This window comes from Patescibacteria group bacterium (genome assembly GCA_028716665.1).
Classification (GTDB): domain Bacteria; phylum Patescibacteriota; class Patescibacteriia; order UBA2591; family JAQUPP01; genus JAQUPP01.
The window spans coordinates 191,981-214,347 of record JAQUPP010000001.1; the positions used below are offsets into that span (position 1 = coordinate 191,981).

At 34.8% G+C, this 22,367-nt stretch carries 24 protein-coding genes and 3 tRNA genes; 21 read left to right on the forward strand and 6 right to left on the reverse strand.

What is annotated here, in order from left to right; genetic code table 11:
- Positions 1–39 precede the first annotated feature (39 nt).
- The 5 genes from PHF10_00980 (at position 40) to PHF10_01000 (ending at position 5,421) form a co-directional block, all read left to right on the forward strand.
- The gene (locus PHF10_00980; GenBank protein ID MDD5534311.1) at positions 40–3,306 is read left to right on the forward strand and encodes a hypothetical protein; all 3,267 of its coding nucleotides are present in this window, start codon (positions 40–42) and stop codon (positions 3,304–3,306) included.
- A gap of 18 nt (positions 3,307–3,324) precedes the next feature.
- Positions 3,325–3,639, forward strand: a complete 315-nt coding sequence (locus PHF10_00985; protein ID MDD5534312.1) for a DUF5663 domain-containing protein — start codon at positions 3,325–3,327, stop codon at positions 3,637–3,639.
- Between the two features lie 228 nt (positions 3,640–3,867).
- On the forward strand, positions 3,868–4,176 hold the full coding sequence (locus PHF10_00990) for a hypothetical protein (GenBank protein MDD5534313.1): 309 nt from the start codon (positions 3,868–3,870) through the stop codon (positions 4,174–4,176).
- Between the two features lie 21 nt (positions 4,177–4,197).
- Positions 4,198–5,082: a hypothetical protein gene (locus PHF10_00995; GenBank protein ID MDD5534314.1), complete on the forward strand. Its 885-nt coding sequence runs from the start codon at positions 4,198–4,200 to the stop codon at positions 5,080–5,082.
- Positions 5,083–5,139: 57 nt separating this feature from the next.
- Positions 5,140–5,421: a hypothetical protein gene (locus tag PHF10_01000; protein ID MDD5534315.1), complete on the forward strand. Its 282-nt coding sequence runs from the start codon at positions 5,140–5,142 to the stop codon at positions 5,419–5,421.
- A gap of 55 nt (positions 5,422–5,476) precedes the next feature.
- Here the strand turns inward: PHF10_01000 and PHF10_01005 are convergent, their stop codons facing one another.
- On the reverse strand, positions 5,477–8,122 hold the full coding sequence (locus PHF10_01005; protein MDD5534316.1) for a GxxExxY protein: 2,646 nt from the start codon (positions 8,120–8,122) through the stop codon (positions 5,477–5,479).
- Between the two features lie 345 nt (positions 8,123–8,467).
- Here PHF10_01005 and PHF10_01010 point away from each other — a divergent pair, with 345 nt between their 5' ends.
- From PHF10_01010 to typA, 10 genes are all read left to right on the forward strand, one after another.
- The gene (locus PHF10_01010) at positions 8,468–9,076 is read left to right on the forward strand and encodes a hypothetical protein (GenBank protein MDD5534317.1); all 609 of its coding nucleotides are present in this window, start codon (positions 8,468–8,470) and stop codon (positions 9,074–9,076) included.
- A 15-nt stretch (positions 9,077–9,091) separates the two neighbouring features.
- A tRNA-Ser gene (locus PHF10_01015) sits at positions 9,092–9,182 on the forward strand.
- A gap of 132 nt (positions 9,183–9,314) precedes the next feature.
- Positions 9,315–9,572 carry a GIY-YIG nuclease family protein gene (locus PHF10_01020; protein ID MDD5534318.1) on the forward strand — a complete coding sequence of 86 codons (258 nt, stop codon included), beginning with the start codon at positions 9,315–9,317 and terminating at the stop codon, positions 9,570–9,572.
- Between the two features lie 9 nt (positions 9,573–9,581).
- Positions 9,582–9,668 (forward strand) — tRNA-Ser (locus PHF10_01025).
- Between the two features lie 91 nt (positions 9,669–9,759).
- Positions 9,760–10,209, forward strand: coding sequence for an SRPBCC family protein (locus PHF10_01030; GenBank protein ID MDD5534319.1), 450 nt, complete (start codon positions 9,760–9,762; stop codon positions 10,207–10,209).
- 189 nt (positions 10,210–10,398) lie between these two features.
- Entirely contained in the window at positions 10,399–11,286 is an 888-nt protein-coding gene (locus PHF10_01035) for a hypothetical protein (protein ID MDD5534320.1), read from the forward strand.
- 27 nt (positions 11,287–11,313) lie between these two features.
- Positions 11,314–11,538 (forward strand): hypothetical protein, encoded by a 225-nt coding sequence (locus PHF10_01040; GenBank protein ID MDD5534321.1) that lies wholly within the window; start codon positions 11,314–11,316, stop codon positions 11,536–11,538.
- 3 nt (positions 11,539–11,541) lie between these two features.
- Positions 11,542–11,853: a hypothetical protein gene (locus PHF10_01045; protein MDD5534322.1), complete on the forward strand. Its 312-nt coding sequence runs from the start codon at positions 11,542–11,544 to the stop codon at positions 11,851–11,853.
- Between the two features lie 7 nt (positions 11,854–11,860).
- Positions 11,861–13,732, forward strand: a complete 1,872-nt coding sequence (locus PHF10_01050; GenBank protein MDD5534323.1) for an alanine--tRNA ligase — start codon at positions 11,861–11,863, stop codon at positions 13,730–13,732.
- A 171-nt stretch (positions 13,733–13,903) separates the two neighbouring features.
- A complete protein-coding gene (typA, locus tag PHF10_01055; GenBank protein MDD5534324.1) occupies positions 13,904–15,718 on the forward strand; it encodes a translational GTPase TypA in 1,815 nt (604 codons plus the stop codon).
- A 64-nt stretch (positions 15,719–15,782) separates the two neighbouring features.
- Here typA and PHF10_01060 read toward each other — a convergent pair whose 3' ends face one another.
- Positions 15,783–16,235, reverse strand: coding sequence for a DUF192 domain-containing protein (locus PHF10_01060; protein ID MDD5534325.1), 453 nt, complete (start codon positions 16,233–16,235; stop codon positions 15,783–15,785).
- A gap of 86 nt (positions 16,236–16,321) precedes the next feature.
- Between PHF10_01060 and PHF10_01065 the strand changes: the two genes are divergently transcribed.
- The 6 genes from PHF10_01065 to PHF10_01090 all read left to right on the forward strand — a co-directional run bounded on the left by PHF10_01065 (position 16,322) and on the right by PHF10_01090 (position 20,956).
- Positions 16,322–18,571, forward strand: a complete 2,250-nt coding sequence (locus PHF10_01065) for an O-antigen ligase family protein (GenBank protein ID MDD5534326.1) — start codon at positions 16,322–16,324, stop codon at positions 18,569–18,571.
- Between the two features lies 1 nt (position 18,572).
- On the forward strand, positions 18,573–19,076 hold the full coding sequence (locus tag PHF10_01070) for a DUF5673 domain-containing protein (GenBank protein ID MDD5534327.1): 504 nt from the start codon (positions 18,573–18,575) through the stop codon (positions 19,074–19,076).
- An 86-nt stretch (positions 19,077–19,162) separates the two neighbouring features.
- Positions 19,163–19,426 (forward strand): GIY-YIG nuclease family protein, encoded by a 264-nt coding sequence (locus tag PHF10_01075; protein ID MDD5534328.1) that lies wholly within the window; start codon positions 19,163–19,165, stop codon positions 19,424–19,426.
- A 100-nt stretch (positions 19,427–19,526) separates the two neighbouring features.
- Positions 19,527–19,598: transfer RNA gene (locus PHF10_01080), tRNA-Arg, on the forward strand.
- A gap of 165 nt (positions 19,599–19,763) precedes the next feature.
- Complete coding sequence (locus tag PHF10_01085) at positions 19,764–20,243, forward strand: hypothetical protein (protein MDD5534329.1); 480 nt, start codon at positions 19,764–19,766, stop codon at positions 20,241–20,243.
- Between the two features lie 11 nt (positions 20,244–20,254).
- Entirely contained in the window at positions 20,255–20,956 is a 702-nt protein-coding gene (locus tag PHF10_01090; protein MDD5534330.1) for an HAD family hydrolase, read from the forward strand.
- Positions 20,957–21,001: 45 nt separating this feature from the next.
- On the opposite strand, the gene PHF10_01095 is transcribed toward PHF10_01090, so the two are convergent.
- From PHF10_01095 to PHF10_01110, 4 genes are read right to left on the reverse strand one after another with little or no spacing between them, the layout of a single operon-like run.
- Positions 21,002–21,418: a hypothetical protein gene (locus PHF10_01095; protein ID MDD5534331.1), complete on the reverse strand. Its 417-nt coding sequence runs from the start codon at positions 21,416–21,418 to the stop codon at positions 21,002–21,004.
- Complete coding sequence (locus PHF10_01100; GenBank protein ID MDD5534332.1) at positions 21,415–21,564, reverse strand: hypothetical protein; 150 nt, start codon at positions 21,562–21,564, stop codon at positions 21,415–21,417. The genes PHF10_01095 and PHF10_01100 overlap by 4 nt, the downstream gene beginning before the upstream one ends.
- A gap of 13 nt (positions 21,565–21,577) precedes the next feature.
- A complete protein-coding gene (locus tag PHF10_01105; GenBank protein ID MDD5534333.1) occupies positions 21,578–22,102 on the reverse strand; it encodes a hypothetical protein in 525 nt (174 codons plus the stop codon).
- The gene (locus PHF10_01110; protein ID MDD5534334.1) at positions 22,018–22,335 is read right to left on the reverse strand and encodes a hypothetical protein; all 318 of its coding nucleotides are present in this window, start codon (positions 22,333–22,335) and stop codon (positions 22,018–22,020) included. Before PHF10_01110 ends, PHF10_01105 begins: the two co-directional genes overlap by 85 nt.
- Between the last annotated feature and the right edge of the window lie 32 nt (positions 22,336–22,367).

Consider the following 22,367-nt stretch of genomic DNA (forward strand, 5'->3'; position numbering starts at 1 on the left):
AATAAAGGTTAAAAATTTAATTAATTAAATTAAAAAAATATGTCTACCGAAACAGGTGGTTATGTGCCACCAAAAGAAAATATAGAAGATACTACTGAAGTAACAGGCCAAGAAGCTGCAGAAAAAATAAAGGAAGTTGTTGAAAAAACCGAAAAAGACAAGGAGATTGAAGAATTGATTGCTAATGCCCAAAACATTGAAGATTTAATTAATAATGTTTTACCTAAAATCGACGCAATGGAGGGTCTTGAACCGACCCCAGCCGACGAACTTAAGATAATTATTGATGATATAAGGAAAACAGGCGATTTTACTTCTATGCCAAGCGATCATGGTCTACGTGAAAAAGTTTTTAAATTATTATCACCAGAACTTCCTGAAAAAGGGGGAGGAAAATCTTTTCTTGATAGAGAATTACTTTATAAAATAAAATTGAATCAAAGCGAACTTCCAGAGGGCGAAAAGGGAGATCTCACTAAAACATTGTCTTATATTGACAGCGAAAAAATTGGTAAAGATTTTAATAAAGAGATTGAAGAATTATTAAACTCTTTAAATAAAGAGGATGCTTTTCCTAAACAGACAGAAGGCGTCTCTCTTGATCAAAAACAAAAAGAAAAACTTAGCCAATCTCTGGGAATGCCTATGGAAGGCATTGAACAGACTTTAGTTAATCAAAAAAATCAAATAGAAAATTTAACTATTCAAAAATTCAAAGAACAGAAAGAAAAATTAAGCCAATCCTTGGGGCTGCCTATTGAAATTATTGAACAGGTTTTAGTCAATCAAAAAAGTAAAATAGAAAACTTAGCCATTCAAAAATTTCAAGCCGAAAAATCTCAAAAAACTCCTCGCTGGAAAAAAACTCTTAAAACAGTAGGGAAAATGGGTCTTTATATAGGCGGTGGTATCGGGCTTAGTATTTTAACAGGCGGAATAGCAGCCGGAGCAGCTGTTGGCGGAGCAAGAATTATTGAAACATTGATTAGTGGTAAGATAAAAAGAAAAGAAGATGAAGAAGCCCGAAAGAAAATGCAAGAATTTTTAATTTCTGATTCAGAAGAGGCAAAAACTCTTAAAGAAGATTTGCAAAAAAATATTTTAGCCGAACTCGCCGTGGCTAAACAACAGCAAGTTGAAGGAAAGGAAAAAGAGACCTCCCAGCTCGGCCAAGAGATTCAAAAAGCTGAAGAAGCTTATACCGGGGGGAAAATTAAAAAGGAAGATCTGAAAACTCTTTACGGACACCAGAAAGACATTTATAAAGATTCAATGAGAAAGTATTTTGAAGAAAGGGGCGAGGGCTTGTCTGGCGAAGAAATGGAAGAAAGAGTCCAGTTGGCCGCTTCTTTAATGGAAATGGATAATAACCAAAAAATTCTAGAAATGGAATTTAGCGCTAAAAATAAAGGATTTTTCACGAAAGCCCAAAATAAAATGGGAGAAATTTTAGCTCCTCTAGCCGGCGGAAAAACGGAAAAAGAAAAATTAGTTACGGCCGGTGTTTTTGCCTTTGCCGGTATCTTAGCTAGAACTTGTCCGGTGGTAAGAAATATAATGATGGGTTATGCCGGAATGAAAGTCGGAGAAGTAGCGGCCTCGGTAATTATAAGAAAGGCGAAAAGATTTGAAATTTTAAAAAGAATTTCTGCCGCTGAATTATTGCCTGAAGTAGATGAAAAAACGCTCAATTTAGCTAAAACTCAACTTTTAGACCAAGAATTTAAAAAAGAAGATCCTTCCGAATACGCCAAACTTAAAGAGAGAATTTTCGCTATTGAGAAAACCAAAATTGAAGAGTCAACTGATTATATTAATAAGGCTAATGAAAAAATGGAAGAAACGGTTAAAGAAAAAATGTCCAAGGAAAAACAGGCTAAAATATTAAAATGGACGGGAAGAATAGGCGGTTTCGCAGCTGGATTTTTCGCCGGAGAAGCTTTATCAAACCTAAAAAATGAAGAAGCTCATGCAGAAACAAAACATTTAGAAACCAAACCAGAAACAATAGTGATAAAACCCGAAGTTTCTCATACCCCAGAGATAAGTAATATAGAAACGGTTGCCAAAGGAGACAATATTTGGAAATTAGTGGAACGGCAGTTGGAGAAAAGAGGTTTACTTGAGAATTTAGATCAGTCTCAAAAAGATTATATGATTGATTCCTTAAAAGATAAAGTGGTGGCTAATCCGGAAGATTTTGGTCTTAAAAGCGCAGATCTTATCAATCCTGGTCAGACGATTGATTTTTCTGAAATTTTTAAAGACTCATCTGCTCTCAATACTCTTCACGAAGCAAGTAAAAATATTTCAGAAGAGGCCTCAAAACATATTGCTGAAAATAGCGAATTTATTAATAATATTTTACATACGCCGGTTGATAAAGTTTCAGATGAAGATTTACATAAAGCTATAAATATAATGGGCGGAGAAAGACAAGCCGGTTCAGGCATAACACATCCGGACATAACACATGAAGAATTAGTCAAAAAACTTAATGAAAATTTAAGAATTCGCGATTTTGATGAAGCTTTGCGTCATAAGTCACAATCTTCAGATAGTATAGTTCATACGGAGGCCGCACAGGGAGTTCATAATATTATTGAACCAACCCCAGTTTCTCATTCAGAAACAGTTACTAATGTTCCCTCGGATTCGACTCATGAAACTACTATAGTTGGAGCAACAGAACATGTCAAAACTATCCCCGTAGAAAAAGCAACTCCAGTAGAGTCAGAAGCAGCGCACCATGCAGCCGCGCCAAAATCTCCAGAAATTAAAGATACAGTTTCAACACAGGAAGTAGCAGAAGGGGCTAAAGTTGTTTCCTTAGAACAAGCTACCGCAGAGCATCCCTTGATTGTTGAAGGAGCAAAGATTTTTCAAAGAGATGGAAAATTAATTGTTAACCCAGATTTCGGGCCTGCAGCAATTTTTTCGGGAGATACTCTAAAACCTGATTTGCAATTTGATGGACCAACCGTGTTTGCTGTTTTAACCGGAGAAGAAAACAAATGGCTGGTTGAAAATCACATAGCTAATCTTGACAGCCTAGTTCAGGAAAAAGGACGAGATATAACACTAGAAAGAGAGGTATTGGGAACAACCTTTAATGTAGTACGAAATTTTGATAATATCTATGAAGCTTTAAAAGAAGCCAATTTAGGGAACACTTGGCAAGCAGAAATTGTTCGGAGATACGTAAACGGACTTATTCAACCATGGATAGATAAGTACGGTGTTGATGGGGCTGAGAAAATTTTTCAAAAAGATATTTTAAAAGAATATAATTTAATTGAACAATAAAAATTTAATTTTAAATTTATGCCAGAAGAAAATCCAATCAAAAATTTTGTTGACGAACTCGTGCGTCAAGCTGAAATTAATTTGCCGCCGGAGGAGATAGATCTCTACAAAGACAAATTAATAGAACAGGTTGAACGTCGATTAGGTTTGACCTCTCTTAACTATTTGGATGAAAAAGGATTAGCTGAATATGAGAAAATAATGGATAAAAATCCTGCCTCCGAAGAACTGCAAAATTTTTTCTCTTCTCATATAGAGAATTATCAAGAAAAAATGACTAAAACACTCGGAGAATTTTCTCAAGAATATTTTGCTTCCTTGAACAGATCTTAGATAATATTTTTACCGTGCGACAGAAAAACCCTGCGGTTTGCCGCAGGGTTTTTCTGTTTGAGAAAATAAAAATTATTCAGGAAGAAAATTTGAACCAAGCGATAAAAGTGGTTTTGGGATAGACAAAAAATTTGACAGAACCCCTATAACTCTATTGGTAGGTGAAACCTACCACTTAACTAGAAAATGGCCATTGACAATTGGGCCATTTTATGATAATATAAATATATGGCTGAAACACAAACAAACGTGCAGACCTTTACTGAAACCATTGCCCAGAAGCGGAAATTAGAGAAAATTATTATTTCTTCATTACTTGACGAGGAGGATAAAAAACTTTGGTTTCAGCTAATTCATCAACTTAATTTAGAACAAGTTGATATTTTTATTGATTTAATTCAGAATAGCCCGGACAATCTCAATAAATTAACCGCGAATTTAAAAGAGAAAATAAAAATAATTGCTTCCGGAAATCAGGAATCCATCCAATCTCTTCTTAATGAAGAAGAGAAAATGATTGAGTCGCTGGGCGGCTAAGATTTATAAATAAATTTTAATATGTCAAATTTTGAACGACAATTTGAACCAGGATCGCAATTTCCGGAGAAAAAAGAATTTAAATCAGATATTACTGCTCAGATTCAAGATGGTGAAGAAAGGTTTTCTAATAAATTTTCCAATGCTCCTCGCATAATTGGAAAGTTTATTTATGGTTTAGCTATTTTAACTACTTTTGCCGCTGGCGAACCGGCGTTTGCTGCTCAAAAAGAACAAGTTCAACAAACTCAGCAAGAACAAGTAGCGCCTGTCAGTGGAGAACAAATGACCGAACAAGAAAAAGAAACACAAAAACATCTTGAGTATTACCAGGAAATCCAAAAAGATTTTAATACAGCTATGGATTCTGCAGATGCCGGAAATAAAAAATTAATGGAGGAATATTTTTTTGATATTTCAAAAAAAGAACCGAAGGAAGGAATTGGAAAATTTCTTAAAGATGAGCAAATAAAACTTACCTATCAAAATATTTATCCAGCTAAAGTAAAATATCTTTCCAATGGTGATGAAATTCAATTTTGGGTTGATCAAGAAGGATTTATTAAAGATAATATAAGATATACATCATTTCCTCCAATGATAGGAAGTGGTATTATCAATTCCTATAAATTTGTTGAGTTTATGAATGAGCGACATCCTGATAATGCGCCTCCAAGTGATATGACACCATCGCAAAGGATAGAACAGGATAGAAAAAATTTAGAGAATGCAATTGATGAAATTAAATTTTACTTACTGGTTTATAAAGAAATAGACAATAATATAGAAGAAGAATATGCGCGTCAAAGACTGATTGAGAAGGTAGAAAAGATAACAGCTGATTATGGTCAAGAGGTTTTTCAAGATGGTTTTTGGCAAGAATATCAAAAAATTGTCGGTAAATAAAGTGATATATAATCAATTAAAAGATTGTTTTTCAAACAATCTCAATGAGGTGAATATATGAGTGATATAGAACAAGAAGGAGAATTTAATTCCGACGATTCACAAAATAAAAAAACAGAACTAACTGAGGAAGAAAAATATAGATTAAATGAACTTAGAAATGACCCCGGCGTTGAGCAATATATTAAACTTAAAAATTCTACAAGTAATATAGAAGGTAAATTTGCAGTAGTGGATACTGGATTTGAAATAGCCCGACAATTATTATTCCGAGAAAATCCTGGTTTAGAAGAAAGAGTAATAGAATTAGAGGGACTAGAAAGAAAAAATCAAAATTGATATTTAAATAAAAAAAAGACTTGTTAAACAAGTCTTTTTTTTATTTATCAATTATTTACTCCAAATGAGCTGTTTGAGCAAACTGGCTTATTTTATTTTGCAGCAAAGGATAAGTTTTTAAACTGTTATCTTTGTTGAAAACTTTATCAGCCGCTTCTTGAGCTTCTTTTAAAATAACAACATCGGAAAGTCGGGCAATTTTCAAGTCAGTGAAAAATCCGGCTTGGCTGGTGCCAAAAACTTCTCCCGGTCCGCGCATTTCCAAATCCATTTCCGCTAATTCAAAGCCATTTTGAGCGGTAATTAGAGCTTTTAATCTTTGTTTTGCTTTTTCGCCTTCATTTTCCAAAAATAGAAAACAGTGAGATTGATGTTCGGCTCGGCCGATTCTGCCGCGCAATTGATAAAGCTGGGCCAGTCCGAATCTTTCTGCTCCTTCAACAATCATCACCGAAGCGTTTGGTATGTCAATTCCGACTTCAATTACGGTCGTGGAAATTAAAATATTGATTTTATTTTGGTCGAATTTTTTCATTATCTCTTCTTTCTCTTTGGCTTTCATTCGGCCGTGGAGAAATCCCAAAGTTAAGTCAGGGAATATTTTTTCCGATAATTTTTTATATTCTTCTTTGACTGATTTTACGCCCAGTTGATCAGATTGGTCGATTAAAGGGCAAATAACGAAGATTTGACGGCCATTTTTTATTTCTTCGCGGATAAATTTATAAATCTTTTCCGTTTCATCAGGTTTGACAATGCTGGTTAAAACTTTTTTTCTGCCCGGCGGCATTTCGTCAATAATGGATAAATCCAAATCGCCGTAAAGAGTCAAAGCGACTGAGCGGGGAATCGGGGTGGCGGTCATTGATAAAAAATGCGGCATTAACGCGGACTTACACTGACTGGACGCTGACTTACGCGGACTTTCCATGTGATTTTTTTTATTGTCTGTGTCGGTCAGTGCTTCGTCTGTGTCAGTCTGTTTCATGTAGCCATGAATCGTTCTTTTTATTTGAATATCATCTTTCCCAAAATTGACTAATAACGCCAAATGATAATCGCTGCTTTTCAAATAATGCCAAATTTGTTCCGTTTCAAATTTACCGATAGAAGGCAAAGCTTTTATTTCCACAATTATTTTATCATCAACGATAAAATCCGGTCTGTAAGTGCCTATTTTTTCATTATCGTATTGGATATTTATAATTTTTTCTTTTTCAAATTTTATATTATTTTTTTTAAATTCTTTCTCAATTGCTTTTTGATAGATATTTTCTTTATGGCCCAAACCAAGTTCTTTTTTAATTTTAAACATTATTCCCCTGATTTGATAAGTTAAATTTTCGTATAACAGATTATTATTTTTTTTGTCCGTATCAGTCCGTGTTATATCTGCGTTAGTCTGTGTAGATGTGTCTGTGTCTGTCCGTGTTTCGTCCGTGTTAGTCTGTGTCATGTCGGGATTGGACTTTGCCAGAAACGCGGCTCTTTGCGCTACGCCGAAACGGTGCTGTTCGTCAATAATCGTCATGGCCAAATTCTTGAATTTTACTTTTTCTTGAATTAAAGAATGAGTGCCGATAATCAATTTTATTTTTCCGGAAGATATTTCTTCATAAATTTTCACTTTTTTATTTTTTTCGTCCTTATTCGTTTTGATATTTTCACGAGTCAAAAGCCCGATTTTGAACGGGTAATCTTTCAGCAATTCGGTGATATTTTTAAAATGCTGCTCGGCCAAAATTTCAGTCGGAGCCATATAAGCCACTTGATAACCGTTTAAAAGAACGTTTAAAATGGCTAAAACGCCGACAATGGTTTTTCCGCTGCCTACGTCGCCTTCAAGAAGCCGGTTCATCGGCGCGCTTGTTTCCAAATTATTGATGATTTCCCAACTGGATTTTCTCTGGGCATCGGTTAGTTTGAAAGGCAAGTTGTCAACAAATTTTTTCGTTTCTTCCAATTTGAATTCAATTTTCGGCGCGACCAAACTTTTGATTTTTTGGCGGACCAATTGATTGCGGGTTTGAATTAAAAATAATTCGTCAAATTTCAAGCGGTGAGCGGCTCGTTCCAGCCATTCCCTGTTTTGCGGAAAATGAATTTGCTCCAAGGCAAAAGTAGTACTTGTTAAATTATATTTACTCCTTATTTCTCTGGGCAGCCAATCTTCAATATCTTGCGTCAAAGGAATGGTCTGGCGGATAAGATAGCGGATTTGTTTTTGGCTCAAATTGACCGTGGCGGGATAAATCGGCACTAATCGGCCGGTGTGGATCGGATCTTTGCTGTTTACGATTTCGTAGGACGGATTCAGAAATTGCATTCCGTAATAATCGTCAACATCTATTTTTCCGGCCAAATAAATTTCCAGTCCGGATCGTAAAATTTTTGTTAAAAAAGGCTGGTTGAACCAGACCACTTTAATAGAATCAGTTTTGTCGGAAATAATCGCCTCGGTAATAACCATTTTTTTTCGCGGTGAACGGTGATTGGCGATTAAGCTGATTTTTCCTTTAATTGTGCCGGATTTTTTTGTTTTCAATTCGGCAATGGTTAAAATTTTGCTGTAATCGTCATAGCGAAAAGGAAAATGATACAGCAAATCCTCGGCCGTTTGAATTTTTAATTTTTCCAAACGGTTTAAGGTTGTTTTGCTCGCCGAAGTCAATTCACTTAATGGTGTTTTGAGACAAGGCATAATTTCAAAATTATTATAATATTATAATACAAATTTGACTTTTTGGCAAGCCCTCACACCAAACTTAACACCTGATTGGCATATTATCAAAATTAGAAGGCGAAGCCGCTTCGCTTTTATTTTTATCTATTAAGAAAGCTTTATGTTGAGTTTTGGTGTGGGGGCAATAGGGTCAAACCCTTGATATTTATTAACCGAAATTAGAGGTTGACATTTAAAATTTTTTTGATAAAATAAAATAGTATTAAATCTGTTATCCTGTTCAAACCGGATGGTTGCGACGGACAATATGGTGGCGGTTTGTGAACCATTGACATTTCAGAAATTCTTTGATAAATTAGATTTATGAAATTTTACGATCAAAAAGTTGTTCAAGAAGCAAGAAAAGAAAGAAAAAAGGGCTTATCAATCAGAGAAATAGAGAAAAAACTTAAAGTTCCCAATTTTACCATTTCTCGCTGGGTTAGAGACATTCCCTCTGACGCCAAAGCATTTAATTTAGCCAGACAGAAGGAAGAATTTTTGAAATCTGATTTGCGTAATTTATGCGACAATTTGAAAATCGATAAAAATCTTGCCAAAATTTTTGTCAGTTTATTATATTGGTGCGAGGGATCAAAATATCCATCCAGTAATTTTGTCGCTTTTTCCAATAGTGATTATAACTTGGTTAAAGTATTTCTAGGGCTTTTAAGACGCGGTTTTGAAATTAATGAAGATAAAATCAGAATTCATTTGCAGCTTCATTCAACTCATTCTCCTAAAGAAATTACGGAATTTTGGAGTGATTTATTGGATGTGCCGACAACTCAATTTTATAAACCGACAATCACAAATCCGACAAATAGAATGAAAAGAATTGATTATAGAGGGACATGTACAATTAAATATTTTGATGTTAAACTGTTATTAAAAATTATTGGTCTTTACGAAAGCTTAACTAAAAAGTTATAAAATAATTTGATTTATGGAAGGATGGCCGAGTGGTTTAAGGCGGAGGTTTGCTAAACCTCTGTACGGGTTTTAATCCGTACCGTGGGTTCAAATCCCACTCCTTCCGTTTTTAAACGGAAGTGTAGTTATTTGAAATACCCTGTTTAAAAATAGGGTATTCTGGTTTTGTTTTAAATAGATATGGAGAGGTGGCTTCGGCCCGAGGCCGACCAGCCTTGGGCTGGGAGCGATATTTTTTATGTATTACGTTTATATTCTAAAAAGTAAAAAGAATAGTAAGCTATATAAAGGATTTACTAACGATTTAAAAAGAAGAATTAAAGAGCATAACTCCGGTAAATCTGTTTTTACTAAAAATAATGGACCATGGAGTTTAATTTATTACGAGTGTTTTCTCTCAAAAATTGACGCGGAAAAAGAAGAATTATTTTTAAAGTCAGGGAAAGGTAAAGAGAGAATAAAGTTCTTACTAAAAGATACATTGGAAAAAATATAAAATAAACATGGAGAGGTGGCTGAGCGGTCGAAAGCGACAGTCTTGAAAACTGTTAGGGCAGTAATGTCCTCGTGGGTTCGAATCCCACCCTCTCCGTACTTCGACAAGCTCAGTACTTTTACTTCGAGCCACAGCAGTGGCGAGAAGCGAATTCACCCTCTCCATCAATTTTTGGTATAATTTTTATATGAAAGAAAAAATCACTCTTCACGCCAAGTGGCTCATCAAAGCTCCTCTGACAGAGGTGTTTAACATAATAACTGACTTTGAAAAATGGCCTGAGTATTTTCCGAAAGTTGCGGAATCTATACAAGTCGTAAAGCATGGAGAAAATAATTTGGAAATAAATGCGACTGTCAAATCGTTCGGCCAAAAGTTCCCGGTAAAAATGAAAACTCGGATTCTCCCCGGAAAGGGATTTATTTCGGATAATGAGAGTCCTAAATTTGGAACTTCCGGTCACGAAGAATTATTGCTCTCTGAATGCCCGGAAGGAACCGTGATTGATTACACTTATCAAGTTGTTATCCATAAACGCTGGCTCCGTATAGTTGCAGGGCCGTTGATTAGTTGGTTTTCCATGAAATACTGGCAGAAAGCTGTTATAGATGAATTAAGAAAAAGGGTTGAGAGATAAAATTCTTTTTAATTCTTCTACTATCTTTTTTTCTCACGGCTCTAAACGTGTCCAGTAGTGCGAGAAGCGAATTTCCCCTTGTTTGTCTAAGAGTAGAGTGATCGGCGACAAACAGCAATCCCATTGTAGAGACTATTCTTTCTGCCGGAAAAAGTTTTGTGGATAGACTGAAGTATTTTATTTTAAACTATGAAAATTACTAAAAGTATACAAAAGATAAAAGGTAATTCTGTAGATTTTCTAGGACAACTTGAGAAAATTATAGAATGTATTTTGGTTATTGTAAAAATTAAATTTCAAGATGCTCAAATTTCCTTATTTAGATTGACATTATCTCTACCCTACAAGGATATAAGTTACGAAACTTATAATGAGTTTAAAAATAATTGGAGAGATATTGATTTTTCTTTACTTGATTATTTTGTTTGTTCTATACATATACAAGAAGGCCCCAAATTATACAAAAACATATTTGATTTTGGTTCCACCTTTTTTAAGCATAATCAGTTTGTTGAATTATCTATTGGAGCGGATGAACAAGATTTCTTAGAAAAATTATTTTATAAGGTTACACAATCTTTACCCGAATTTAAAATCCTTGAATATGTTCCTGAAAGTGATCAAATTAAAGAAAGAAAAAATATTATTTTAAAAACAATTTTAATATTAAAAAAATTTAATCGGTATCAATTACGATTAAAAAATTTATTAAAAAATGAAAAAGAACTGCAAAATTTTCTATTTCCAATACTGAAAAGTCATTTTTTAAATCTTGAAGAAGAACTCAATTTACCAAAATTTGGCACCATTTCATACAAACCAGATTTTGGAATTCCAGATGCTAAATTATTATTAGAATGTAAATATTTAAGAAAAAAGCAAGATATTAAAAAAATTCAGAAAGAAATTAATGACGATGCTGCTGGTTATTTAGTGACTTCTACTGATTATAAATCACTTATTATTTTTATATATAATGAAAAAAATACTCCGATACCTGATAAATTTTCAAAAGATTTAAAAAAAATTTCTGGTATTATTGATGTGATAATAGTTCCAGGCGTGGATCCAAAATAAATTTATTAAAGAGAGCTTAAGAATATTATGTTTGAGAAAATATCAATACTAATAGGCACTATTGTAATAGCAAGTGGAGTTCTAATTGTCTTTTTCGGTGGGACGTGGGAGGGCGCCAAGATTGGATTAGAAATATTAGGTGTGTTATGGTTGTTACAAACTTCATATGAAGTAATAATTAAAAATCGGGAAGAAAAAAGAAAAGAGCGAGAGTCCAAAAAGCTTACTGATAAATATTTTAAAGATAATTAAACCATGAAAAATCAAAAATCAATTTTTATCAGTTTATTGAATGCGATTGGCGTGGCTGTTTACGTCATCGGCATTTCATTTATTTTGCGAAACGGCGATAAAATATTCAGCAAAATGGATAATTTCTTGGCGCCGGTGGCATTTTTGTTGCTTTTTGTTTTATCCGCCGCGATTACCGGCATGCTCGTTTTGGGAAAACCGCTTTTGTTGTATTCTGAGAATCGCAAATCCGAAGCGATAAAAATGTTTTTTTACACCATTGGCTGGCTTTTTCTGATTACATTAATTACGTTTATCGTTCAGATTAAGCATTAATTTTTTTATGAATTCAAAAGAAATCAGAGAAAAATATTTAAAATTTTTTGAAGAAAAAGGGCATACAATTATATCCTCAGCTTCTTTAATTCCGGAAAATGATCCGACTGCACTTTTTATTTCAGCCGGTATGCAACCGTTAGTTCCTTATCTTATGGGCGAAAAACATCCCGAAGGGAAAAGACTGGTTGATATTCAGCTTTGTGTTCGCACTGATGATATTGACGAGGTTGGCGATGAAACTCATCATGCTTTTTTTGAAATGCTCGGTAATTGGTCACTCGGAGATTATTTTAAAGAAGAGGCGATAAAATTTAGTTTTGAATTTTTAACAAAAAAAGAGTGGCTTGGTTTGGAAAAAGAAAAATTAGCCATTTCTATTTTTGAAGGAGACGAAGATGCTCCGAAAGATGAGGAATCCAAGAAAGTTTGGTTAAGTTTGAACATCCCTGAAACAAGAATAAAAGAATTGCCTAAAAAAAATAATTGGTGGGGACCGGCTGGAGAAACTGGACCCTGTGGGCCGGATACGGAAATGTTCTACTGGGTAGGCAAAGAAGTGGCCCCGAAAGAATTTAATCCAGACGATAAACGATGGGTGGAAATTTGGAACGACGTTTTTATGCAGTATTTTAAACAAATAAGACTAGAAAAAAAAGAAGAGTATGATAATTTGATATTAAACAACAAAGAAATTCCAGAAAATTTTTACGAATTTATCCCATTAAAACAGAAAAATGTTGATACAGGTATGGGGTTAGAAAGAACATTGGCAATAATAAACGGATTTGATGATAATTATAAAACTGATGTTTTTGGGCCGATTATTCAAAAAATTGAGGAATTGTCCGGCAAAAAATATGAAGATAATAAAAAAGAATTCCGTATTATTGCCGATCATCTTAAAGCCGCGACTTTTATTATTGGCGACAAAAATGGAGTAGAACCCTCAAATCAAAAACAAGGTTATGTAGTACGTCGATTAATTCGTCTAGCCATTGGGTGCGGTCAACGATTAGGCATTAAAGATATTTTTTGTTTTAAAATCGCCGAAGAAGTGATTAAAATTTATCAAGATGTCTATCCCGATTTGAATAAAAATAAAGATTTAATAATTAATCAATTGGTTAATGAAGAAAAAAAATTTGGTAAATCAGAAGAGAGAGGGATATCTGTAGCAACGGGTGCTGCACAATCAATACGTGAGATTTATAGTCCAACGGGCGCTCCTGGTCCAACAAATGGCCCAAATAATAAAATTTCCGGCAAAGTTGCTTTTAATTGGCGTCAAACATACGGGTTATCTATTGATAGAATAAGAGAAATTGCCAAAAAAGAGGGACTAGAATTAGATGAGGAAGGTCTTAATGAAGAAATTAAAAAACATCAAGAACTTTCGCGCACGGCTTCAGCAGGCATGTTTAAAGGCGGATTGGCGGATTCCGGCGAGCAGACGACAAAACTTCATACCGCGGCGCATTTGATGCTGGCGGCTTTAAGGCAGGTTTTGGGAGATCACGTTTTTCAAAAAGGAAGCAATATCACGGCCGAAAGATTAAGATTTGATTTCTCTCATTCACAAAAAATGACACCGGAAGAAATAAAAAAAGTTGAAGAAATAGTTAATCAAAAAATTAAAGAAAATTTGCCCGTGATTTGCGAAGAAATGACTTTGAACGAGGCAAAAGAAAAAGGTGCCATGGGAGTTTTTGAAAGTAAATATGGAGAAAAAGTAAAAGTTTACAGCATCAATAATTTTTCAAAAGAGATTTGTGGCGGACCACATGCCAAAAATACTCAAGAACTCGGCAGTTTTAAAATTATCAAAGAAGAAGCAAGCAGCGCCGGAGTCAGAAGAATCAAAGCAGTTATAGAATAACAAGCAGCACATTGTTTTTACAAATTTGTTAAACTGAAATTAAATAAAAGGTTTTTCAAATTCAAAAGCCTTTTATTGCCAAGCAAGTGAGGGAAGAGAAAATTTATTTTCTTTTCCGAGCGAGCGCAGGCAAAAAAGGGTCTAGTACCCTTTATTTGTTAAAAATATATTATGTTAAAAATCAGAAACATCGCAATTATCGCCCACGTTGACCACGGTAAAACCACGCTCGTGGATGCTTTATTGCGCCAATCAAAAACTCATTTGAACAAAGAAATCGCTCAATCGGAATTGATTATGGACAGCAATGATTTGGAACGCGAAAGAGGCATTACGATTTTTTCCAAAAATGCTTCCGTGGTTTGGAAAGATATTAAAATCAATATCATAGACACTCCGGGTCATGCTGATTTCGGCGGAGAAGTGGAACGCGTTTTAAATATGGCTGACGGCTGTCTGCTTTTGGTTGACGCCAAAGAAGGACCAATGCCTCAGACCAGATTTGTTTTGAAAAAAGCGCTGGAAATCGGACATAAAATAATCGTGGTGATTAATAAAATTGACAAGCCGGATGCCAGAATTGATTATGTGGTGGAAAAAACCATGGAATTATTTTTGGAATTGGGCGCTGATGATCAGGGTTTGAATTTTCCGATTGTTTACGCTTCGGCAAAAAACGGTTTAGCCGGTTTGGATCCGGAACTTGAAAAAATGAAAAATATTGAACCGATTTTTGAATCCATTGTTCAACATATTCCGTCGCCGATTGTTGAAGAAAACAAGCCGTTGCAGATATTAATTTCAAATATTACGGCTGACGAATTTAAGGGCAGAATTGCGATAGGGAGAATTCATAATGGCACCATAAAAGCGGGACAGGATATTATGCACATCAATCGCCAAGGAGAACATAAAAAATATCGCTTGAATTCTTTAATGATTTTCAGCGGTTTGAGTCGTGTGGAAGCGGAAGAAGTTAACGCCGGCGACATTGTCGCTTTGGCCGGTATTCCGGAAGTAACCATTGGCGAAACGATTGCCGATCCGGAAGATTCTCAGGCCTTGCCTTTGTTAAAAATTGACGAACCGACGGTTAAAATGACTTTTATGATCAATGATTCGCCTTTTGCCGGAAAAGAGGGCAAATATTGCACTTCCAGGCAGATTAGAGCGCGTTTATTCAAGGAATTGGAGACAGATATGGCCTTGCGCGTTGAGGACACTTCTGACGGCAAATGGGTTGTTTCCGGCCGCGGCGAGCTTCATTTGGCAATTTTGATTGAACGGTTAAGACGCGAGAGTTATGAAATGCAAGTTTCCCGTCCACAAGTAATTAATAAAAAAATTAATGGGCAAGAAGTTACGCCTTTTGAAAGATTATTTATTGAAGTGCCGGAAGTCAGCCAAGGAGTTGTCATTCAAAAATTAGGCGGCCGCAAAGGCATGCTTAAAGAAATGAACATAGTTGATAAAATCGTCTATTTGGAATATTTAATTCCAACACGCGGACTTTTCGGTTATCGTTCGGAATTTTTAACCGACACGCGCGGCATGGGAATTATCAATACGACTTTTTATGATTATTTGCCTGATCCGGGAAATTGGAAAGAAAAAGAACAGGGTTCTTTGGTTGCTCATGAAACCGGCGTGACGAATTCATACGGATTGCTCAATGTTCAAGATCGCGGAATTTTATTTTACGGTCCGGCGATTCAAGTTTATCAAGGCGAAGTGGTCGGTCAAAATTCGCGGCCGGGTGATATTTGGATTAATGTTTGTAAAACAAAAAAATTATCGAACATGCGTTCCAGGGGAGATGGAATTACTGAACATTTTAATACCCCGAAAATAATGGACTTGGAAGATGCTTTGGAATATATCGGCGACGACGAATTGGTGGAAATTACGCCGGCAAACGTTCGTATCAGAAAAACTTGTTTGAGCGAATTGGAATCTAAGCGCACTGCCCGCCACAACAAATCTTAATAATTTCTGTATTTAAAAAAATTATTCGCCTTTTCGGGCGAATAATTTTTTTGTTAGATTAAATTTAAAGTGAAAAATCCAATTTATCACCAATATTCAATCCAATTTGGTTAGTTGCTCCGCCCTTAATTTCCAAAACATAAAGTGATTTTTGTTCAGTGCCGTAATTTGGGCAGGGATCTTTCTCACAAATCGGCGTATTTTTTGAAATAAATATGACTTGCTTGTTTTCATCAAGCCAAATGATATCCAGTGGTTCCAGAGTGTTTTTCATCCAAAATTTATCACTTACCGGAGTTTTAAAAACAAAAAGCATGCCGCCATTTTTTTTAAGATGCTGATTCATCAATCCTTTGGCCATTTCAGGCGGCGTTCTGGCAATAACTGTTTGGAAACAATTATCTTTAAAACAGACCTTGGTTGATTCGGGATGAGATGAAAATTTGATTAAAATAATAATTAAAATCAGTAAAATTATTACACAAATCAGCCATAAAATTTTTTTATTTTTTATCATATTAAGAGGGGCTGGATTTTTAAACGATTATCTATTATAATAATTATATAATAACATAAGGAGCAAATAAGACAAATAATAAAAATATGCCGGAGAAAACCAAAAAAATAGACATTGTTATTGAGATCCTTTGGTTGGCGATTATTTTTTTTATTCCTGTTTATCTTGATCAGGGATTATATAATGTTTTTGAAGTTGCCAAAAATGTTTTATTTCAAAATTTGACGGAAATTTTATTATTTGTTTATCTTGTAAAATTTATTCTTTTTTATCGGGAAAATATTAAAATTTTCCGCCAAAGAATAAAATATTTTATTCCGGCCGGTATTTTTATCGCCATTTTGGGCGTTTCCACGATTTTTTCTCAAGTGCCCTGGTTCAGTTTTTGGGGATCTTGGGAGCGGAGAATGGGTTATTTGACCTGGCTCCATTTTTTTGTTTTCGGGCTGCTTTTGCTTCTGAATATTAGAAAAAGAAATCAAATTTATCGGATTTTAGCGGCCATTTTGGCTTCTTCTTTTTTCGTCGGCATCTATGGCGCCATGCAATTTAAAGGATTGGACATATTCAAATGGACTTATGATCCGTTTGTCATGGGGCGGATTTTTTCCAGCATCGGTCAGCCGAATTTTTTGGGTTCTTGGTTGCTCCTGGTCATACCGTTGGTTATTTTTGGTTTAATAAACAAAAAATCATTAATCAAATATTTTTCATTCTTTTTATTAATTTTGCTTTTTTTAAATCTTCTTTGGACCAAATCGCGCGGGGCCTGGCTTGGCGCCTTAGTCATGATTGTTTTCATGGGTATTTTATTTTTCTGGCGCCGAGATAAAAAGAAGATTATTTTTCCCGCGATTTTTTTGTTCATAATAATTTCATTGTTATTTATCGCTCCGCATTTTAATATTTCAAAAGATAAATTGGCCGCAAATCCGCTTTTAACCCGTTTAATGAGCTTAACTGATTTGAAAGAAGCCGGGCAATATCGCTTGATGCATTGGCAGGCAAGCGCGGATTTGATTAAAGACAAGCCGATTTTGGGATATGGCTTGGGTGGCCAGCGGTTTAATTTCCCTAAATATTATCAGCCAATATTCGCCGTTTACGAAAAACCTAATATTTATCTTGATTATGCTCATAATGATATTTTGGACACGCTTTTAATTTCAGGTTTTTTAGGTTTGGCGAGTTATTTATTTTTGATTGGTAGTGTATTTTGGTTTGGGCTAAGATATCTATTTAAAAATCCGAAATCCGAAATCCGAAATCCGAAACAAATTCCAAATTCTAAATTCCTAATTCTTTGTCTTTTGAGCGGACTTTTCGGTTATTTGGCCTCCATTCAATTTTCATTTCATGTAATGTCCACTTTGCTTTATTTTTGGCTTTTCATGGTTTTGGTGATTATTTTATCAAATAATTTGACTGACTCGGAAAATAATTTAATTTCAAAAGAAAAACCGGAAGAATTTTTAACCCCGCTTAAAAGCTTGATGATTCTTTTTGTCTTAAGTTTAATTTTTTTATGTTCATGGCAATTCAATTTTAAATTATATTTATCCAGCCATTATTTTTTAAATGCCCAAAAGGCAAAAGCAATGGGTGATTGGCAGGAAATGATTCAAGAAAACGAAAGAGCGATACAATTTAATCCGAATAATCCTTATTTTCATCAAGAATTCGCTTTAAGTTTGTATCAAGCCGGTTTTTCATCTTCAACAAAAAAACTTGATTGGTTGGAAACAGGTATAGAAAATATTGAAATGATTCCTCAAAAAATCAGGCCGATTGAAGCGATTATTTGGCTAAGTTGGTTAAAAAGCGAGAAGGCCAATTTGACTAAAAATCAAAATGATTTTCAAGCCGCGGAAAAAGCTTTTCAAGATTCGGCGGATTTTACCCCCGGCACGGCTCTTGTTTACAATCATTGGTGTGATTTGAAGGTTTATGAAGAAAATTGGGATCAAGCCGTTAAAATGTGCGAGAAAGCCATTTCTTTATATCCTGACCTCAACCACCCGTCTTTAAACGAAGAGCACTATCGCGATGTTGTTAATGAAATGACGCCGGTTTATCTTAATTTGGGATTTGTTTACAGAAAAATAGGCAACCCCCAAAAGGCAATTGACTATTATCAAAAATCAGCATATCCTATATTAAAGGGTTTTACTCCTCCTTATCCGAATGCTTTAAAAGTTATTTATCAAGAAATAATCACTACTTATCAATCAATGGGGCAAATTGACTCGGCGATTTATTGGGCTCAACATTTTCAAGTTCTCTGGCCTGATGATCCCAATTCTAACTTTATTTTAAATTCATTACAGCAAAAATAATATGATGCAAGAAAATAAAAATCAAAATATTGATCATGGTAAAAATTTTTTAAGCTGGCAGTTTCCCGAATATACCAAATATGAACGGGAAAAATCATGGTATGTAATTGTCGGTTTGATTTCTTTGGGGATTATTATTTATTCCATAGTAACAGTCAACTTTCTTTTTGTTGTTTTATTGATTTTGTTCATGACGATTATTACTTTGCATAATCGCCGCGAGCCGATGGATGTTTTATGCGATATTTTTGAAGATGGCATGGCAGTCGGCAGCCGATTTTATGAATGGTCTGATATAAAAAATTTCAGGATTGTTTATCAGCCGCCGGATGTTAAGAAACTTTATATTGATTTAAAAAATAATCTCTTGCAGGATTTTTCCATTCCTTTGGATGACCAAAATCCGTTAATGGTCCGTGATATTTTGAAAAAATATTTAAAAGAAGATTTGACTAAAACTGAAGAAACTTTGACTGATCGCTTGAATCGCTGGCTGAAAATTTAGAATTTTTTTGCCCCTGTAGCTCAACTCCGACGCCTTGAAGGGTCGGAGTCCCGACCGAAGCGTCGGGGCGGATAGAAAAATTTATTATGAAAGGTTACGTTTATATTTTAAAAGATAAAATAAATAAATTTTATATTGGCAGTACGTCGGATATTAAGAGAAGATTACAACAACATAGCGCTGGACATACTCAAACTACGAGAAATATGATTCATCCGATATTGGTTTTATCTCAAGAATACGAAACTTTAAGTATCGCCAGAAAAATAGAGAAAAAAATAAAAAATTTAAAAAGAAAGGACTATATTATAAAAATGGTAGCCGATGGCTGTATAAAAATGAAAGCCTAGAATTTGCCCCTGTAGCTCAATACCGACGCCTTGAGGGGTCGGTATCTCGACCTCCAATAAAAATGGAGCGTCGGGACGGATAGAAAAATTTTGTTCTTTTGCCCCTGTAGCTCAACGGATAGAGTGTGGGTTTGCGGAACCCAAGATCCGCGTCCGATTCGCGGCGGGGGCATTGAAAAAATGCATTATAGTTAGTGCGTTTTTTTATTTGATCCCGCATCTTTTGGCAATGGTATTTTTAAATGCAAAGTATTATCGCTAAAAGGTGCGGGATTGACAAAAACTGAAAAATTTGCTTGAATAATAACAGTTATTTAAAATAAAAAAGGAGGACAAAATGGAAGAAAATAAGAGTAGTTTGGATGAATTTTTACGAAGACTGATAGCCAAAAGAGAAGGCATAGAGCCGGAAGAAGTTACCTGTAAAAAAATACGTGAATTACGGAAAAAACATAATTTTGTTATAATGAATTTTTTTCGATTACCGGCCATCAGGATTATAACCCCGAAAGAAGCAAAAATTATCGAGAAAAAATTTGATGATTTTATCAATGATTTTTCTTTCAATAAGGAAACGGGAAATTCCAAAGGAATAAAAAACATAGATGATTTGAAAAAAATTCTTGACAAGACAATGAGTAAAAAGGAAAAATTCAAATTGTTTCTTCGCCGATTGTTTATGGGCGAAAAAGCCACGAGATTTAAAAAGATTTCCCCTAAAGAAGAGAGAAAAATTATGGCAGAAGCATTTTTTGCGGCTCGCAAAAAAGGAGGGCTATCATCGGAATTAAGGGGCAAAAGATTTCATCAGAAATAAGGGAGGAAAAAATGGCGAAAAAGTGTTTAGTGATTGACGGCGACGAAACTCTTTGGTGGTCTCAATATATATACGAGATACTGAGAATTAAATGCCTGGAGATTATTTACGAAAATATCAAACCACGTACTATTCCGGTAGTAGAAACCATTCAATTTTTTGAAGATATTGACAAGGCGGCGATTAAAGTTTTGAAATTTTCCAAAGAAAGATTTCCGACTTGTTGGGTAAAAACTTACCAGGAAATTTGTTGGAAAATCGGTATTGACCCCAAGAAGGAAATTGAGAGTGAAATTTATAATATGGCAGCTAAATTCGGAAATGGGCCGTTTCCTCTAAAACCAGAAGTAGCTTCTACTCTGAAGACATTAAGAGAAAGAGGTTATTATATGGTTCTGCTGACTATCGGAGATTTGAAAATCCAAACAGGAAAGATTGCCGAGACTGATACTGAAAAATATTTTGATGAAATTGAAATTGTTCCGGAAAGTAAGGTTGAAAAACTGAAATATTTAACGGATAAATTCGGCAAAAAAAATGTTTGGATGATTGGAGATTCATTGAAATCTGACATGGAGGCGGCTATTAAAGCGGGATGCCAGGCGATTCACGTCAAGGTTTTTGGCAATTGGCAGTATAATAGCAGTGAGATCGATTCAAATCTCTATACGGAAATCAGGGATTTTCAGGAACTATTAAAAATCTTTTCTTAAGCAAAAAAATAAAAAAGGGCGCTTTAATTCGCGCCCTTTATTTTTTTACTTATTTTTTGCTTCTATTAACTCTTTCAGTGTGCAACCCGGTTGAAGTCCGAAGTGCGTGGCCAACAGAACATTGGTATAACTCTTTTTGGAAGTTATTTCAATCTCATCCACATTAATCAGAATAATCTTATTCTCTTTGATATGAGAAAGCATTCTTGCTTGAGCAAAGTCAAACAAAGATCCTTCAGAGGTTGGGTTCCACCAGATATGAATTTCATCCGCCCATAAAATATCATTTATTTCATGATCAGTGACGATTCTTAATCCGACTTCGTCTTCTTGAGGAGTGTCTCTGAATGGACATCTGACAATATATCCCTTTTTCTCCAGATCCTCCACGTAATTCAAAATTCGTTCCTTTTCCTGGTCGGTTAATTTTCTGACCGGACAAATGATGTAGACATTTTTCATTTTTTCCCCCTTTCTATTTCTCTTTCTCTGTCCCAAACTATTTTTTGGCACTTATTGCATCTTAACTGTCCTTTTTCAGTTCTATAACATATTTCATTACTATCAATTCCTTCGTGACAAAAGTTACATTTGCAAACGTCTTTCATTTTTTCCCCCTATTTATTTCTTCAACCACACTGTACTCTTTTTTAAATTTATCAACAGCTGTTGATAATATTCTATTTTCTTGATATTTTGAGGCGTTCTTGCCTGTTTACGGATTAACTGCATCTCTTCTAAATATATCTTAATCAAACACTCATCCATAGACTTAAACTTTGTGTCTATATTTGAATTGCAGGTGCAGTGATCTATATTATCATCTGAGTCTATATAATTAGACTCCATGTTCGGATTATCGGCCAGATTATTCTCTGAGACTGGATTCTTGGCTAAATTATTTTCTAAGACCGGATCATCGGATAGATTATTTTGTGGGCCAGGATCGTATGGGTTTGGAATAAATGCTCTTGCAATCTCATCGGCAGTAAATAGTTCATTAGTATCACAAACTACTACGCCGCCCATATTTCTGATTTTAATGTGTTCGTCAGTTTCGTTCATTTTGCCTCCCTTTCTTTTTTCATCATTTTCAATACTTCTTTTTTCCCTTGATCTGAAATTAATCCTTTCAGCCAAATCCATCCTTCTTTCGAAAAACCATGATTTAAAGGATATGGGCCGTGGCTGCCAACTTGTCTGCCGGGTTTTAAATTTCCTTTCCAATCATAAGCTCCATCTTCGTTACCTTCTGCCTCGGCAATAAGTCCTCGGAACATTGCCACGATGGGACTAATTACTAAAAATATTATAGCAGCAATGGGAGCGAGAATTGGAATTATAATATCCAAACCGGTTTTGCGTAAAATTGGTTTCATTTTTTGCCTCCTTTTTAAGGTACTTTTTTGTT

Excerpts from the sequence above, each read along its gene's own strand:
- PHF10_01035 (MDD5534320.1), top strand. The coding sequence starts at position 10,399 with ATGAAAATTACTAAAAGTATACAAAAGATAAAAGGTAATTCTGTAGAT.
- PHF10_01075 (MDD5534328.1), top strand. The coding sequence starts at position 19,163 with ATGAAAGGTTACGTTTATATTTTAAAAGATAAAATAAATAAATTTTAT.
- PHF10_01010 (MDD5534317.1), top strand. The coding sequence starts at position 8,468 with ATGAAATTTTACGATCAAAAAGTTGTTCAAGAAGCAAGAAAAGAAAGA.
- PHF10_00995 (MDD5534314.1), top strand. The coding sequence starts at position 4,198 with ATGTCAAATTTTGAACGACAATTTGAACCAGGATCGCAATTTCCGGAG.
- typA (MDD5534324.1), top strand. The coding sequence starts at position 13,904 with ATGTTAAAAATCAGAAACATCGCAATTATCGCCCACGTTGACCACGGT.
- PHF10_00985 (MDD5534312.1), top strand. The coding sequence starts at position 3,325 with ATGCCAGAAGAAAATCCAATCAAAAATTTTGTTGACGAACTCGTGCGT.
- PHF10_01005 (MDD5534316.1), bottom strand. The coding sequence starts at position 8,122 with ATGCCTTGTCTCAAAACACCATTAAGTGAATTGACTTCGGCGAGCAAA.
- PHF10_01105 (MDD5534333.1), bottom strand. The coding sequence starts at position 22,102 with ATGGATTTGGCTGAAAGGATTAATTTCAGATCAAGGGAAAAAAGAAGT.
- PHF10_01090 (MDD5534330.1), top strand. The coding sequence starts at position 20,255 with ATGGCGAAAAAGTGTTTAGTGATTGACGGCGACGAAACTCTTTGGTGG.
- PHF10_01100 (MDD5534332.1), bottom strand. The coding sequence starts at position 21,564 with ATGAAAGACGTTTGCAAATGTAACTTTTGTCACGAAGGAATTGATAGT.
- PHF10_01050 (MDD5534323.1), top strand. The coding sequence starts at position 11,861 with ATGAATTCAAAAGAAATCAGAGAAAAATATTTAAAATTTTTTGAAGAA.
- PHF10_01040 (MDD5534321.1), top strand. The coding sequence starts at position 11,314 with ATGTTTGAGAAAATATCAATACTAATAGGCACTATTGTAATAGCAAGT.
- PHF10_01020 (MDD5534318.1), top strand. The coding sequence starts at position 9,315 with ATGTATTACGTTTATATTCTAAAAAGTAAAAAGAATAGTAAGCTATAT.
- PHF10_01095 (MDD5534331.1), bottom strand. The coding sequence starts at position 21,418 with ATGAAAAATGTCTACATCATTTGTCCGGTCAGAAAATTAACCGACCAG.
- PHF10_01065 (MDD5534326.1), top strand. The coding sequence starts at position 16,322 with ATGCCGGAGAAAACCAAAAAAATAGACATTGTTATTGAGATCCTTTGG.
- PHF10_01110 (MDD5534334.1), bottom strand. The coding sequence starts at position 22,335 with ATGAAACCAATTTTACGCAAAACCGGTTTGGATATTATAATTCCAATT.
- PHF10_01030 (MDD5534319.1), top strand. The coding sequence starts at position 9,760 with ATGAAAGAAAAAATCACTCTTCACGCCAAGTGGCTCATCAAAGCTCCT.
- PHF10_01060 (MDD5534325.1), bottom strand. The coding sequence starts at position 16,235 with ATGATAAAAAATAAAAAAATTTTATGGCTGATTTGTGTAATAATTTTA.
- PHF10_00990 (MDD5534313.1), top strand. The coding sequence starts at position 3,868 with ATGGCTGAAACACAAACAAACGTGCAGACCTTTACTGAAACCATTGCC.
- PHF10_00980 (MDD5534311.1), top strand. The coding sequence starts at position 40 with ATGTCTACCGAAACAGGTGGTTATGTGCCACCAAAAGAAAATATAGAA.
- PHF10_01085 (MDD5534329.1), top strand. The coding sequence starts at position 19,764 with ATGGAAGAAAATAAGAGTAGTTTGGATGAATTTTTACGAAGACTGATA.
- PHF10_01045 (MDD5534322.1), top strand. The coding sequence starts at position 11,542 with ATGAAAAATCAAAAATCAATTTTTATCAGTTTATTGAATGCGATTGGC.
- PHF10_01000 (MDD5534315.1), top strand. The coding sequence starts at position 5,140 with ATGAGTGATATAGAACAAGAAGGAGAATTTAATTCCGACGATTCACAA.
- PHF10_01070 (MDD5534327.1), top strand. The coding sequence starts at position 18,573 with ATGATGCAAGAAAATAAAAATCAAAATATTGATCATGGTAAAAATTTT.